The sequence below is a fragment of the Cellulomonas endometrii genome (assembly GCF_949769265.1).
Taxonomy (GTDB): Bacteria; Actinomycetota; Actinomycetes; order Actinomycetales; family Cellulomonadaceae; genus Cellulomonas; species Cellulomonas endometrii.
Genome location: NZ_CATKPC010000015.1, coordinates 1 through 14,316 on the forward strand (window position 1 = coordinate 1; position 14,316 = coordinate 14,316).

Below are 14,316 nucleotides of genomic sequence, written 5' to 3' on the forward strand. Positions count from 1 at the left end.
GAGCGGTGGCAGCGGCGGATGCTCGACACCGCGTACGACGAGGTCGACGCGCTGGGCATCCGCGTCCACGCGTGCGTCCTCGGGGAGATCCTCTACTTCTCCGACCAGGCCGGTGCGGCGTGGCGGGGCCTCCGCCCCCCCCCCCCCGCGCGCCCTGCCGGGGCGGTCCCGGCGGCCGTTCCCCGCCGCGGGCCTGCCCGCCGCCCCCCCGCTGGTCGACGGCCGGACCGCGCACGCCCCGCTGGTCGACGCCTACCGCGGCCGCACCCCGGCGCGGCGCCCCGTGTGGTTCATGCGGCAGGCCGGCCGGTCGCTGCCCGAGTACCGCGAGGCCCGCCGCGGCACCGCGATGCTCGACGCCTGCCTCACCCCGGACCTGGCGTCCGAGATCACGCTGCAGCCCGTGCGGCGGCACGGGGTCGACGCGGCGATCTTCTTCTCGGACATCGTGATCCCGCTGCGGCTCGCGGGCGTCGACGTCGAGATCGAGCCCGGCGTCGGGCCGGTCCTGGGCGCGGCGGTCCGCACCGCGGACGACGTGGCGCGGCTGCGGGCCGAGTCGCCGGCGGAGTCCCTGACCGCCGAGGTGCTGGCGCCGGTCACCGAGGCGGTGCGCCTGACCGTCGCCGCGCTGGGCAGCACCCCGCTGATCGGGTTCGCCGGCGCGCCGTTCACCCTGGCCGCTTACCTGGTCGAGGGCCGCCCGTCGCGCGACCACCTCGCCGCCCGGACGCTCATGCACGCCGACCCGGACACGTGGCGCGCGCTGACCGAGTGGGCCGCGGACGTCACCGGGGCGTTCCTGCGCGCGCAGGTGCTGGCGGGCACCAGCGCCGCGCAGCTGTTCGACTCCTGGGCGGGCTCCCTCTCGCTGACCGACTACACGCGGCGCGTGGCGCCGGCGTCCACCCGGGCGCTGTCGCACGTCGCCGACCTCGGGGTCCCCCGGGTGCACTTCGGCACCGGCACCGGTGAGCTGCTCGCGGCCATGCGCGACGTCGGAGCGGACGTCGTCGGCGTCGACCACCGCATCGGCCTGGACGAGGCGGTCCGCCGGCTCGACGGCCGCGTGCCCGTGCAGGGCAACATCGACCCCGCGCTGCTCGCGGCCCCCTGGCCGGTGCTGGAGGCGCACGTGCGGGACGTCGTGGCCCGCGGCGCCGTCGCACCCGGGCACGTCGTCAACCTCGGGCACGGCGTGCCGCCCGAGACCGCCCCCGACGTGCTGACCCGCGTCGTGCGGCTGGTGCACGAGATCTGACCCGGAGGTCCCACCCGCGCGCGCCGCGGGGCGGGCAGGGTGGGACGAGGGACGAGGCGAAGGAGCGGACCACGAGCGAGCAGGCCCCGGCCGAGCAGGGGACGCGGGGGGCCGACCGGCCCCAGGGGGCGGCGGGCGTGGGGCGCACGCGGGACCGCGGGGATGCGGAGCAGGCCGGGGCGGGGCGGGGGGCCCGGGCCGTGCGGCGGCCGCACCCAGGCGCGATGCGGCTGCGGGGTGACGACGCGGTCGTCGTCGGCGGCGGGGTCGCCGGGCTGGTGGCCGCGCGGGAGCTGGCGGTCGCGGGACTGCGCCCGCTGGTGCTGGAGGCGTGGCGCGCCCCCGGCGGCGTCGTCGGCCGGCACGAGGTCGACGGCCTGCTGCTGGACGCCGGCGCCGAGTCCTTCGCGACGCGCGGCGGCGTGGTCGCGGCGCTCGCGGCCGAGCTCGGCCTGACGGACCGCGTCGTCACCCCGGAGCCGCATGGCGCCTGGGTGCGGCTGCCGCACGGCGCGGGCCCGCTGCCCCGCACCGGCCTGCTCGGCATCCCCGCGGACCCGTGGGCGCCCGACGTCCGGCGCACCCTGGGGACGGTCGGCTCGCTGCGTGCCGCGCTCGACCGGGTGCTGCCGGCCTCCGTCGGACTGCGCGCGGAGGTCCCGACCCTCGGCGGCCTGGTCCGGGCCCGGATGGGCGCGCGGGTCCTCGACCGGCTCGTCCGGCCCGTGGTCGCCGGGGTGCACGCGGCCGAGCCGGACGACGTCGCGGCGGACGCGGTCGCGCCGGGCCTGGCCGCGGCCGTGCGGCGCGAGGGCTCGCTCGCCGGCGCCGTGGCCGCCATGCGCGCGCTCGCCCCGGCGGGCTCGGCGGTCGCCGGGTTCCGGGGCGGGCTGCACGTGCTCGTCGACGCGCTCGCGTCGGACGTCGAGGCGCGCGGCGGGACGGTCCGCACGCGCACCGCGGTCGTCGCGGTGGAGCGCACCGACGGGGTGTTCCACGTGACGGTGACCGGCGAGGCCGGCGCGACGGAGGTGCTGCGCGCGCGGCGGCTCGTGGTCGCCACCCCGCGGGCCGTCGACCTGCTCGCCGGCGTCGCGCCCGACCTCGCCGGGCTGCACACCGACCCCGGCGCCGACATCGTGCTGGTCACCCTCGTGCTCGACGCCCCGGAGCTCGACTCCGCGCCCCGCGGCACCGGCGTGCTGGTGGCGCGCGGCGTGCAGGGCGTCCGCGCCAAGGCCCTGACGCACGCGACCGCCAAGTGGGGCTGGCTCGCCGAGGCCGCGGGACCCGGCCGGCACGTCGTCCGGCTGTCGTACGGCCGGGCCGGCGACGACGCGGGCGACCCCCTCCCCCGGGACCTCGACGCGCTCACCGACCTCGCCCTGCGCGACGCCGCGGCGGTGCTGGGCGTCCCGCTCACGGCCGCGCAGGTCCGGGCCGCCGCGCGGGTGCCGTGGTCGCAGGGGCTGCCCGTGCCGAGCGCCGCGCACCGCCGCACCGTGCAGCAGGTCCGCGCGGCCGTCGCGGGGGTGCCCGGGCTCGCCGTGGTCGGCGCGTGGGTGTCCGGGAACGGGCTCGCGTCCGTGGTGCCGGACGCCCGGGCGACCGCCGCCGCGGTCGCCGCCGTCGGCGCGCCCGACCCGACCGACGCGCCGTGAGCGCCGCCCCCCGGGCTGACCAGGCCGTTTCGACATCCTCGCCGAGGGTGACGGACACTGTGACCATGCCCCTGACGGTCCGGGTCGGTACCCGTGCGAGCGCGCTCGCCCTGACGCAGACGGGACACGTGGCCGACGCCCTGACCGCCCTCGGCGCCGGCGAGCACGAGCTGGTCCGGGTCCGCACCGACGGCGACCGGCTCACCGGGTCGCTCGCGACCCTCGGCGGCACCGGCGTGTTCGTGACCGCGCTCCGCGACGCCCTCCTCGACGGCCGGTGCGACGTGGCCGTCCACTCGTTCAAGGACCTGCCGACCGCGGCGTCCCCGGGGCTCGTGGTCGCCGCCGTGCCGCTCCGGCAGGACCCGCGCGACGCCCTGTGCGCCCGCGACGGCCGGACGCTGGCGACGCTGCCCGAGGGCGCGTCCGTCGGCACGGGCTCCCCGCGCCGGGCCGCCCAGCTCCGGGCCGCGCGGCCGGACCTGAAGGTCGTCGACATCCGCGGCAACGTGGACACGCGGCTGCGGCGCATCGAGGACGACCTCGACGCCGTCGTGCTGGCCAGCGCGGGGCTCGCCCGGCTCGGGCGGCTGGACGCGGTGACCGAGGCCCTCCCGTTCGACGTCATGACACCTGCCCCCGCCCAGGGCGCCCTCGCTGTCGAGGTGCGCACCGCGGACGCGGCGGACGGCAGCCCCCTCGCCCGGGCGCTCGCCACGCTGGACCACCGCCCCACCCACCTCGCCGTGCTGGCCGAGCGTGCGCTGCTCAGCCGACTCGAGGCGGGGTGCGCCGCGCCGGTCGGGGCGCACGCCCGGCTCGGCGACGACGACGTGCTGACGCTCGAGGCCGTGGTCCTGCGGCCGGACGGCTCCGCCTCGCTGCGCCGCACGGGCTCCACCGCGCTGGCGGGCACCGAGGACCACGCGCGCTCGGCGCTGGCCGCCGCCGCGCTGGGCACCCGCCTGGCCGACGAGCTGCTCGCCGACGGCGCCGCCGACCTGGCGGGACTCGGGGCGTGACGGGCCCGCAGACGCCGCAGGTCGTCACCGCCGGACCCCTCGCCGGGCGGACCGTGCTGGTCCCGCGCGAGACCCCCGGCCCCGACCCGCTGGTGATCGCCCTGCGCGCCGCCGGTGCCCAGCCGCTCGTCGTGCCGCTGATCCAGACGGTGCCGCCGCTCGACCCGACGGAGCTGGACGACGCGCTCCTCGCCCTCGAGGTCGGCTACTACGCGTGGGTCGCCGTCACGAGCGCCGCCGCCGTGCCCGTGCTCGTGGACCGCGCGGACGAGACCGGCAACACGCTGCCGGACCTGCTCGCCGGGTGCCGCGTCGCGGCCGTCGGCGGGACGACCGCGCGGGCGCTGCGCGAGGCCGGGGTCCGGGTCGACCTCGTCCCCGTCGGCACGTCCTCCGCCGCGGCGCTGCTCGCCGCGTGGCCGCCCGTCGGCGACGAGCCGCAGCGCGTCCTCCTGCCGCTCGGCGACCTCGCGTCGCCCACCCTCGCCGAGGGGCTGACCGCCCACGGGTGGCTCGTCGACGTCGTCGTGACCTACCGCACGGTGCCCGGGCCGGCCCCGGAGCCCGAGACGCGCGCGTCCTGGGCGGCGGGCGACGTCGACGCCGTCCTGCTGACCTCCGGCAGCACGGCGCGCAACCTGCTCACGATGCTCGGCGCCCCGCCCGCGGGCACGCTCGTGTGCTGCATCGGCGAGTCCACGGCCGCCGAGGCGCGCCGCGCCGGCCTCCGGGTGGACGCCGTCGCCCAGGACCAGACGCCCGGCGGCCTCGTCGCCGCGCTGGCCGGGGCGGCGCTCGCCGCTGCGGGCCCTGCGGCCGGCACGAGCGACGCCGACACCCCCGCACCCGACCCGGACGGCCCCGCGGCCCACCCCGCCGCGCGGCCCACGACGGGCCCCGACACCGCCGCCGCACCCCGGGCGGCCGACCCCGACGGAGAGCACGCATGACCACGCAGCCGACCGACATCCCCACCCTCGCGGCCGCCGCCGTCGCCGCGGCCCGGCCCGGGCGGACGCGCCCCCGCCGCCTGCGCGGCACGCCGGCGCTGCGCCGCTCGGTCAGCGAGGTGCGGCTGCACCCCGCCGAGCTCGTGCTGCCGATGTTCGTCAAGGAGGGCCTCTCCGAGCCGCAGCCGATCGCCTCGATGCCGGGCGTCGTGCAGCACACGCGCGACTCCCTGCGCCGCGCCGCCGCCGAGGCCGCCGCGGCGGGGATCGCGGGCGTCAACCTGTTCGGCGTCCCGCAGGTGCGGGACGCCGTCGGCTCGGGCGCCACGGACCCCGACGGCGTCCTCAACGCCGCCATCGCGGACGTGCGGTCCGAGGTCGGGGACGCGCTCGTGATCCAGGCGGACCTCTGCCTCGACGAGTTCACCGACCACGGCCACTGCGGCGTCCTCACCGCGGACGGCACGGTCGACAACGACGCCACGCTGGTGCGCTACGCCGAGATGGCGCTGGTCCAGGCCGAGGCGGGCGCCCACATGGTCGCCCCCAGCGGCATGATGGACGGTCAGGTCGGCGTGATCCGCGACGTGCTCGACGCCGCCGGCCGCACCGACGTCGCCGTGCTCGCGTACGCCGCGAAGTTCGCGAGCGTGCTGTACGGGCCGTTCCGGGACGCGGTCGAGTCCACGCTGGAGGGCGACCGCCGCACGTACCAGATGGACCCCGCCAACCGGCGCGAGGCGGTCCGCGAGGTCGAGCTGGACATCGCCGAGGGCGCCGACGTCGTCATGGTGAAGCCCGCCGGGGCGTACCTGGACGTGCTGGCCGACGTCGCCGCGATGAGCACCGTGCCCGTCGCGGCCTACCAGGTGTCCGGCGAGTACGCGATGGTCGAGGCCGCCGCCGCGCAGGGCTGGCTGGACCGGCGGCGCGCGATCACCGAGTCGGTGCTCGGCATCCGCCGCGCCGGCGCCGACCAGGTGCTGACCTACTGGGCCGTGGAGCTGGCCTGCTGGCTGCGGGAGGAGTGGCGATGACCACGTCGGAGGAGCTGTTCGAGCGGGCCCGGGCCTCGGTGCCCGGCGGGGTGAACTCGCCGGTGCGCGCGTTCGGGTCGGTCGGCGGGGCGCCCCGGTTCCTCGCGTCCGCGCGCGGCGCGTACGTCACGGACGTCGAGGGGCGCGAGTACGTCGACCTCGTCGGGTCGTGGGGCCCGGCGCTGCTGGGGCACGCCCACCCGGAGGTCGTCGAGGCGGTCCGCGAGGCCGCCGGGCGCGGCCTGTCGTTCGGTGCGCCGACGCTCGGCGAGGTGGAGCTCGCGGAGGCCGTGCGCGCCCGCGTGCCGATGATCGAGCGGCTGCGCCTGGTGTCCACCGGCACCGAGGCCACGATGACCGCGATCCGGCTCGCCCGCGGCGTGACCGGGCGCGACCGCGTGATCAAGTTCGCCGGCTGCTACCACGGGCACGCCGACGGCCTGCTGGCCGCCGCGGGCTCGGGGGTCGCGACGCTCGCGCTGCCGGGGTCCGCCGGGGTGCCGGCGTCGATCGCCGCCGAGACGATCGTGCTGCCCTACAACGACCTCGCGGCCGTCGAGGCGGCGTTCGCCGAGCACGGCCCGACCGTCGCCGCGGTCATCACGGAGGCGGCGCCCGCGAACATGGGCGTCGTCCCGCCGGCGCCGGGCTTCAACGCCGCGCTCGCCCGCATCGCGCACGCCCACGGCGCGCTGCTCATCCAGGACGAGGTGCTCACCGGCTTCCGCGTCGGCCCCGCCGGCTGGTGGGGGCTCGAGGCGCAGCGCGAGGGCTGGGACCCGGACCTCCTGACGTTCGGCAAGGTCGTCGGCGGCGGTCTGCCGGTCGCGGCGCTCGGCGGCCGGGCGGAGGTCATGGACGCGCTCGCCCCGGTCGGCCCGGTCTACCAGGCCGGCACGCTGTCCGGGAACCCGGTGGCGGTCGCCGCGGGGCTCGCGACGCTGCGGCTCGCGGACGACGCCGTGTACGCGCGGGTGGACGTCGCCTCCGCCACGCTCCAGGCGGCGGTCGACGACGCGTTCGCCGCGGCGGGGCTGCCGCACGCGGTGCAGCACGCCGGGAACCTGTTCAGCACCGTGCTCGGCACCGACGCCGGCGCCCGGGACTACGCGGAGATGCTCGCCTCGGAGTCGTGGCGCTACCCCGCGTTCTTCCACAGCCTGCTGCGCGACGGCGTCTACGCGGCGCCGTCGGCGTTCGAGGCGTGGTTCCTGTCGGCGGCGCACGACGACGCGGCGCTGGAGCGGGTCGTCGACGCGCTCCCCGCGGCGGCCCGCGCGGCGGCGGAGGCGACCCCGCCGACCCCCTGACCGCGGCCGCGCCACCACCCGGCGGGCGTCGGCGCTGACCTGGACCGTGACCTTCCTGAAATGCGCCTGTAACACAGGAATGTCCTGTTCGTACGTTCTCTGTGCTATCCCTAAGACCCTCGTCACGTGCGCCCCCGCGCTCGTGAGCGCACGACCACCCCGCCGCAGGGCGACGCCCGGCTCCGGCCGGGCGGATCTGCCACCGGCAGCGGGTAGGGGCCATCACTTCAGGGAAGAGGTACACGCATGACTGCGGTTCCCCACGGCCGCCGACGCGGCTTCGCGACCGGCGCCGGCCTCGTCGCCACCGCCCTGGTCCTCGCCGCGTGCGGCGGCGGGTCCGGGAGCGACGACGACGCCTCGGACGGCGACGGCGGCGGCAGCGGCTCGCTGCTCATCGGCACGACGGACAAGATCACGACGATCGACCCCGCCGGCTCGTACGACAACGGCTCGTTCGCCGTCATGAACCAGGTCTACCCGTTCCTGATGAACACGCCGTTCGGCAGCCCGGACGTCGAGCCGGACATCGCCGAGTCGGCCGAGTTCACCTCGCCCACCGAGTACACGGTGACGCTGAAGCCGGGTCTGACCTTCGCGAACGGCAACGAGCTCACGTCCTCCGACGTGAAGTTCACGTTCGACCGCCAGCTCGCCATCTTCGAGTCGGGCGCGGACGAGGGCAACGGCCCCGGCTCGCTGCTCTACAACCTGGCCAGCGTCGCGGCGCCGGACGACACCACCGTCGTGTTCACCCTGAAGTCCCCGGACGACCAGGTGTTCCCGCAGATCCTGTCGAGCCCCGCGGGCCCGATCGTCGACGAGGACGTCTTCGCCGCCGACGCGCTGACGCCGGACGACGAGATCGTCGCGGGCGAGGCCTTCGCCGGCCCGTACACGATCACGGACTACAGCCAGAACGAGCTGATCACGTACCAGGCCAACCCGGAGTACCAGGGCCTGCTCGGCGCGCCGAAGACCGAGGAGGTCAGCGTCCAGTACTACGCCGACTCCTCGAACCTGAAGCTCGACGTCCAGGAGGGCAACGTCGACGTCGCGTTCCGCAGCCTGTCCGCCACGGACATCGAGGACCTGCGCGGCGACGACAACGTGAAGGTCGTGGACGGCCCCGGCGGCGAGATCCGCTACATCACGTTCAACTTCAACACGCAGCCGTTCGGCGCGACGACGCCGGAGGCCGACGCGGCCAAGGCGCTCGCCGTCCGCCAGGCCGTCGCCGACCTGGTCGACCGCGAGGAGATCGCGGACCAGGTCTACAAGGGCACGTACACGCCGCTGTACTCGTTCGTCCCCGAGGGCCTGACCGGCGCCACCGAGGCGCTCAAGCCCCTCTACGGCGACGGTGAGGGCGGCCCGGACGCCGACAAGGCGGCCGAGCGCCTCGAGGCCGCGGGCGTCGAGACCCCGGTCCAGCTGTCGCTGCAGTACAGCAACGACCACTACGGCCCGTCCTCCGGCGAGGAGTACGCGCTGATCAAGGACCAGCTCGAGTCCACCGGCCTGTTCGCGGTCGACCTGCAGACCACCGAGTGGGTGCAGTACGCGAAGGACCGCACCTCGGACGTCTACCCGGCCTACCAGCTCGGCTGGTTCCCGGACTACTCCGACGCGGACAACTACCTGACGCCGTTCTTCCTCACGGAGAACTTCCTGGGCAACCACTACGACAACCAGGAGGTGAACGACCTGATCCTCCAGCAGGCCGTCACCGCCGACCCGGCGGAGCGCACCGCGCTCATCGAGCAGATCCAGGAGACGGTGGCCGGGGACCTGTCCACGGTGCCGCTGCTCCAGGGCGCGCAGGTCGCCGTCGTGGGCTCCGGCGTGGAGGGGGCCGAGGACACCCTCGACGCCTCGTTCAAGTTCCGCTACGGCGCACTGTCCAACGGCTGATCGACTCACCTGACACCCGACGCGGGCCGCTCACCTCCCGAGCGGCCCGCGTCGGTCGTCACAGGGACGAACGAGAGACATGACCTCCACCTCACTGACCGGACCGCAGCAGCCCACGGGCGTGCCGTCCGGGACCGCACCCGACGGCGACTCCCCCGTCGTCCGACAGGCCCGCAGGCGCTCCGGCGGCGGGCTCGGCCGGTACCTGCTGGTCCGGTTCCTCCTCATCATCCCGACCGTCTTCATCCTCGTGACGGTCGTGTTCTTCCTGATGCGTGCCACCGGTGACCCGATCACCGCCGCGCAGGGCGGCCGGCTCCCCGCCGACCAGCTCGCGGAGCGCATCCACCAGGCCGGCTACGACCGGCCGGTCCTGACCCAGTACGTCGAGTACCTCGGGCAGCTGCTGCGCGGCGACTTCGGCACCACGCTGAGCGACACGCGGCCCGTCACCGAGGTCATCACGACCTTCGGCGCCGCGACGCTCGAGCTGGCGTTCTACGCCCTCATCGTCGCGTTCGTCGTGGGCATCCCGTTCGGCCTGGCCGCCGCGTACTTCCGCGACCGGGTGCCGGACGCCGTGCTCCGCGTGTTCGCGATCGCCTGCTACGCCACCCCGGTGTTCTTCTCCGGCCTGCTGTTCAAGCTCGTGTTCGCCGTGCAGCTCGACTGGCTCCCGGTCGCCGGGCGCGCGTCGACGCGCTCCGAGATCGAGATGCGGCAGCTCGACGACCCGACCGGCATCTACCTGATCGACGCGATCCGCACCGGGAACCCCGACGTCGTCGTCGACGTCCTGCAGCACGCGATCCTCCCCGCGCTGGCCCTCGGCCTGCTGACCGCCGGCGTGTTCCTGCGGCTCGTCCGGACCAACGTGATCGGCACGCTCGGCTCCGGCTACGTCGACGCGGCCCGGTCGCGCGGCGTCGCGGAGTCCCGGCTGCTGCGCAAGCACGCGTACCGGCCGGCGCTCATCCCGATCGTCACGGTGATCGGCATGCAGATCGCGATGCTCCTCGTGGGCGCGGTGCTCACCGAGACGACCTTCGAGTGGCGCGGCCTCGGCTTCCAGCTCTCGGAGTACCTGCAGGCCCGCGACTTCGTGGCCGTGCAGGGCATCGTCGTCATGCTCGCGGTGATCGTCGCCGTCACGAACTTCCTGGTCGACGTCATCGCGGCGCTGATCGACCCGAGGGTGAGGTACTGACATGGCGACCGCGACCCCCGCCCCCGCGGCGGCCCCCGTGCGCCGCACCTGGCGCAACCTGCCCGTCGTGCACCAGCTCCGGCAGTCCGTCGGCCTGCAGCGCGGCATGCTCGTCACCGGCCTCGTCCTCACGGCGCTGCTGATCCTGGGGGCGATCTTCGCCCCGCTGCTCGCGCCCTACGGCTACGGCCAGCTCCGCGACGCGGACGGGCGCTTCGGCGCGCAGCAGCCGCCGTCGGCCGAGCACTGGTTCGGCACCACCGTCGGCGGCTACGACGTGCTGTCCCGCGTCATCTGGGGCTCCCGCACGGCGCTGCTCGTCATCGTGATCGCCATCGTCGCGTCGCTGTTCATCGGCGTGCTCCTGGGCCTGATCTCCGGGTACTTCGGCGGCTGGCTGGACCGCGTCCTCGTGGTGATCGCCGACGCCGTCTACGCGTTCCCGAGCCTGCTGCTCGCGATCGTGCTGGCCATCGTCATCAGCGGCGGCCAGTCGAGCATGATGGGCGGCGTCCTCGCGGCGGCGTTGTCGATCACGGTGGTGTTCACCCCGCAGTACCTGCGCGTCGTGCGGGCCGAGACCATCCGGATCAAGTCGGAGGCGTTCGTCGAGTCCGCCCGCGTCATCGGCGCGAGCAACTGGCGCATCATGACCAAGCACGTGCTCCGGAACGCCACCCGCACCCTGCCGCTGATCATCACGCTGAACGCGTCCGAGGCGATCCTCACGCTCGCCGGCCTCGGGTTCCTGGGCTTCGGCATCGAGCCGACCAAGGCCGCCGAGTGGGGCTACGACCTCAACCGCGCGGTCGCCGACGTCACCAGCGGCATCTGGTGGACCGCCGTGTTCCCGGGTGTCGCCATCGTGCTGTCGGTGCTCGGCATGACGCTGGTCGGCGAGTCGCTGAACGACCTGGCGGACCCGCGGCTGCGCAACCGCCGCGCGTCGGCCGACGTGGCCGGGGACGTCGCCGCGACGTCCGTCGTGCCGGGCGGTGCGCTCACCGCGCCCGGCGGCCTGGAGGGCCTCGAGCCCGGGACGGAGGCGGGCCGATGAGCACCGCGACGAGCAGCACCGGCCCGGCCTCCGCGCCGCTGGTCGAGATCACCGGCCTGTCGGTGTCGTTCGCGACCGACGCCGGCGACGTCCGGGCCGTCGACGACGTGTCCCTGTCGGTCGGCGCCGGCGAGGTCCTGGCCGTCGTCGGCGAGTCCGGCAGCGGCAAGTCGGTCACCGCCAAGACGATCCTGGGCCTCCTGCCGGAGACCGCCACCACGCGCGGCGCCGTCGTGCTGTCCTCCCGGGACGGCGCGCACCGCAATGACGTCATCGCGCTCGACAAGCCGGGCCTGCGCCGGGTGCGGGGGCGGGACGCCGCGATGGTGTTCCAGGAGCCGTCGACCGCGCTGAACCCCGTCTACACGGTCGGCTGGCAGATCATCGAGGGCCTGCGCGCCCACGAGAAGCTCAGCCGGGCGGAGGCGAAGACCAAGGCGATCGACATCCTGCGCCGCGTCGGCATCCCCGACCCGGAGCACCGGATCGACCACTACCCGCACCAATTCTCCGGCGGCCAGAAGCAGCGCATCGTCATCGCGCAGGCCCTGGTCCTGGAGCCGGGCGTGATCATCGCCGACGAGCCGACGACCGCGCTCGACGTCACCGTGCAGGCCGAGATCCTCGACCTGCTGCGCCGGTGCCGCGACGAGTTCGGCGCCGCGATCGTGCTCATCACGCACAACATGGGCGTGGTGGCCGACCTCGCCGACCGCGTCGCGGTCATGTACCAGGGCGAGATCGTCGAGCAGGCGCCGGTCGCGCAGCTGTTCGGCGCGCCCGCGCACCCGTACACCCGGGCGCTGCTCGACGCCGTGCCCCGGATCGGCCAGGGCGGCGCGCACGCCCGGGCCCGTGCCGAGGCCCGTGCGCCCGGCTGGGCGGAGCAGGCGCCGGTCGTCGCAGCGCGGGACCTGGAGATCACCTACCCCGGCCGGCTCCGGCAGCCCGGGTTCCGGGCCGTGGACCAGGTGTCGCTGTCGATCCGCCCGGGCGAGGTCGTCGGCCTGGTCGGCGAGTCCGGCTCCGGCAAGACGACGATCGGCCGGGCGATCGCGGGGCTCACCCGGGTGACCGGCGGCTCGCTGGAGGTGCTGGGCGTCGAGATGAACGGCGTCAAGGAGCGGCAGCTGCGGCCCGTCCGGCCCCGGATCGGGTTCGTGTTCCAGGACCCGGCGACGTCGTTCAACCCGCTGCTCACCATCGCGGAGTGCGTCGCGGAGCCGCTCGTCGTGCACGGCCGGGCGTCCGACGCCCGCGCGGCCCGGGCACGGGTCGACGAGCTGCTGGAGTCCGTGCAGCTGCCGAAGGCGTACGGCGACCGGTTCCCGCACGAGCTGTCCGGCGGCCAGCGCCAGCGCGCGTCGCTCGCCCGGGCGCTCGCGCTCGACCCGGAGCTGCTGATCGCCGACGAGCCGACCTCCGCGCTGGACGTGTCGGTGCAGGCGCGGGTGCTCGAGCTGTTCGCCGAGCTCCAGGAGTCCCTCGGGTTCGCGTGCCTGTTCATCAGCCACGACCTGGCCGTCGTCGACCTGCTCGCCGACCGGATCGCGGTGCTGCACCGCGGGAAGCTCGTCGAGCAGGGCACCGGCGAGGAGGTGCTCGGCGCCCCGCGCGAGGAGTACACCCGCCGGCTGCTCGCGAGCCTCCCGGTCCCGGACCCCGCCGAGCAGGCGCGGCGCCGCGAGGCGTGGCGGGCGCTGGTCTGACCTCCGCGCGCCAGCGATGACACCGCTGCGGGCGGGTGCACCGTCGTGCACCCGCCCGCAGTTTGAAGCACCTCGGGCGACTTGTCCCTACGCCGGCGGGCGCAGGTTCCATCCGTCGAACGACAGTCTCTGGGACACCCCCATGCGCTCTTCGAGCTGCGCGACTGCAGTGGCGGCCTGCGTCAACATCGCTTCGGGACTTCGCTGGTGCCGCGAGAACGCCTCGAGTGGATCCATCTCCAGGATCTCGGTGACGGCCCTCTCGTTGGCTCGCTTCGACACGTCGACCCTGGACGATACGAAGGGCAGTTTCGACGTGCCCGTGTCCACGATCACTCGCGCCTCGACATCACGGCGGAGGTTGATGGGGTCGACGTTCCTGGTGACGACCTTGTGCAGGCGGCCTCCCGCTACCGGTGCGAGCCCGTAGGTGAGTCCTTCACCCAAGCTGGTCAGGAGGACGTCCCACGCCGCATTCCAAGCCGTGCTTGCGAGTCTGTCCGGGTCAGCCGCACCCGAGATCTTGAGCACCCGCCGTGCGGACTCGTTCGAGAGCCCTGTGCCCACGAAGATTCCGCTTGCCAAGGTCATCGGGTAGGCCTGTCGGACACCGAGCTCATCGGTCAACCACCGCACGTACTCACGGAGAGCGACCTCACCGTCCTGGCGGTGCCCCGTGCTTCGTCGAGCGTCGAGGTGGGCGAGCATGAGCAGTGCACCGTAGGGGGCCACCAGCGCGACCCTCGGATCGGCCGGGTTGTCCGGGAGCGGCACCCTTCTCGGCCACCTCTTGTCCCGTGCCACCGGTGGACGTCGATCATCGAAGGCTCTCTGCACGTCCTCCGGCGACCAGTTGGCGACCACGTCGCACGCATAGTCGATCGAGCGGTACTTGACCTCGTCGACGCCGCGACCCCGGACATAGCTTGCTTCGGCGACCGCCCAGCCGTAAGAGAACTGGACCGGACGTGTTCCGCGATGCGGGAACCGCTCGAGCAGCGCGCGCAATGCGATGGGATCGACTCCACCCCGTCCGAAGTAGAAGCGCTCGATGTCGATCGCGACGTTGGTGTCGAGGACGAGCACGTCCGGCTCCTGCTCATCATCGTGCGGTCCCACTATGTGGTACGGGCCGATCTCCACTGTTCCTCGCCCCCATCGGTGCATCAGGTTCGTGCGCTGTCCCCC

Annotated in this window: 11 protein-coding genes; 10 read left to right on the forward strand and 1 reads right to left on the reverse strand. The window is 75.0% G+C overall.

Annotated features, from left to right (window positions below):
• Positions 1-154: 154 nt before the first annotated feature.
• From hemE to QNH85_RS14910, 10 genes are all read left to right on the forward strand, one after another.
• Positions 155-1,261, forward strand: a complete 1,107-nt coding sequence (hemE, locus tag QNH85_RS14865) for a uroporphyrinogen decarboxylase (protein WP_428830423.1) — start codon at positions 155-157, stop codon at positions 1,259-1,261.
• Between the two features lie 224 nt (positions 1,262-1,485).
• Positions 1,486-2,922, forward strand: coding sequence for a protoporphyrinogen/coproporphyrinogen oxidase (locus QNH85_RS14870; RefSeq protein ID WP_282947636.1), 1,437 nt, complete (start codon positions 1,486-1,488; stop codon positions 2,920-2,922).
• Positions 2,923-2,987: 65 nt separating this feature from the next.
• Positions 2,988-3,944, forward strand: coding sequence for a hydroxymethylbilane synthase (gene hemC, locus QNH85_RS14875; RefSeq protein WP_282947638.1), 957 nt, complete (start codon positions 2,988-2,990; stop codon positions 3,942-3,944).
• Positions 3,941-4,894, forward strand: coding sequence for a uroporphyrinogen-III synthase (locus QNH85_RS14880; RefSeq protein ID WP_282947640.1), 954 nt, complete (start codon positions 3,941-3,943; stop codon positions 4,892-4,894). Before hemC ends, QNH85_RS14880 begins: the two co-directional genes overlap by 4 nt.
• Complete coding sequence (gene hemB, locus QNH85_RS14885) at positions 4,891-5,931, forward strand: porphobilinogen synthase (RefSeq protein WP_282947642.1); 1,041 nt, start codon at positions 4,891-4,893, stop codon at positions 5,929-5,931. The genes QNH85_RS14880 and hemB overlap by 4 nt, the downstream gene beginning before the upstream one ends.
• Positions 5,928-7,241 (forward strand): glutamate-1-semialdehyde 2,1-aminomutase, encoded by a 1,314-nt coding sequence (gene hemL / locus QNH85_RS14890; RefSeq protein WP_282947644.1) that lies wholly within the window; start codon positions 5,928-5,930, stop codon positions 7,239-7,241. The genes hemB and hemL overlap by 4 nt, the downstream gene beginning before the upstream one ends.
• 246 nt (positions 7,242-7,487) lie before the next feature.
• A complete protein-coding gene (locus tag QNH85_RS14895; protein ID WP_282947646.1) occupies positions 7,488-9,155 on the forward strand; it encodes an ABC transporter substrate-binding protein in 1,668 nt (555 codons plus the stop codon).
• Positions 9,156-9,234: 79 nt separating this feature from the next.
• A complete protein-coding gene (locus QNH85_RS14900; RefSeq protein ID WP_213282369.1) occupies positions 9,235-10,362 on the forward strand; it encodes an ABC transporter permease in 1,128 nt (375 codons plus the stop codon).
• Between the two features lies 1 nt (position 10,363).
• Complete coding sequence (locus QNH85_RS14905) at positions 10,364-11,419, forward strand: ABC transporter permease (protein ID WP_282947649.1); 1,056 nt, start codon at positions 10,364-10,366, stop codon at positions 11,417-11,419.
• Positions 11,416-13,128 (forward strand): dipeptide ABC transporter ATP-binding protein, encoded by a 1,713-nt coding sequence (locus tag QNH85_RS14910; protein WP_282947678.1) that lies wholly within the window; start codon positions 11,416-11,418, stop codon positions 13,126-13,128. Before QNH85_RS14905 ends, QNH85_RS14910 begins: the two co-directional genes overlap by 4 nt.
• 87 nt (positions 13,129-13,215) lie before the next feature.
• Here QNH85_RS14910 and QNH85_RS14915 read toward each other — a convergent pair whose 3' ends face one another.
• A complete protein-coding gene (locus QNH85_RS14915; RefSeq protein WP_282947679.1) occupies positions 13,216-14,214 on the reverse strand; it encodes a hypothetical protein in 999 nt (332 codons plus the stop codon).
• Positions 14,215-14,316: the final 102 nt, after the last annotated feature.

What these genes read in the sequence shown, in the direction of transcription:
- QNH85_RS14870 (WP_282947636.1), top strand. Translation starts at nt 1,486, where the DNA reads ATGCGGCTGCGGGGTGACGACGCGGTCGTCGTCGGCGGCGGGGTCGCC.
- hemC (WP_282947638.1), top strand. Translation starts at nt 2,988, where the DNA reads ATGCCCCTGACGGTCCGGGTCGGTACCCGTGCGAGCGCGCTCGCCCTG.
- hemB (WP_282947642.1), top strand. Translation starts at nt 4,891, where the DNA reads ATGACCACGCAGCCGACCGACATCCCCACCCTCGCGGCCGCCGCCGTC.
- hemL (WP_282947644.1), top strand. Translation starts at nt 5,928, where the DNA reads ATGACCACGTCGGAGGAGCTGTTCGAGCGGGCCCGGGCCTCGGTGCCC.
- QNH85_RS14895 (WP_282947646.1), top strand. Translation starts at nt 7,488, where the DNA reads ATGACTGCGGTTCCCCACGGCCGCCGACGCGGCTTCGCGACCGGCGCC.
- QNH85_RS14900 (WP_213282369.1), top strand. Translation starts at nt 9,235, where the DNA reads ATGACCTCCACCTCACTGACCGGACCGCAGCAGCCCACGGGCGTGCCG.
- QNH85_RS14905 (WP_282947649.1), top strand. Translation starts at nt 10,364, where the DNA reads ATGGCGACCGCGACCCCCGCCCCCGCGGCGGCCCCCGTGCGCCGCACC.
- QNH85_RS14910 (WP_282947678.1), top strand. Translation starts at nt 11,416, where the DNA reads ATGAGCACCGCGACGAGCAGCACCGGCCCGGCCTCCGCGCCGCTGGTC.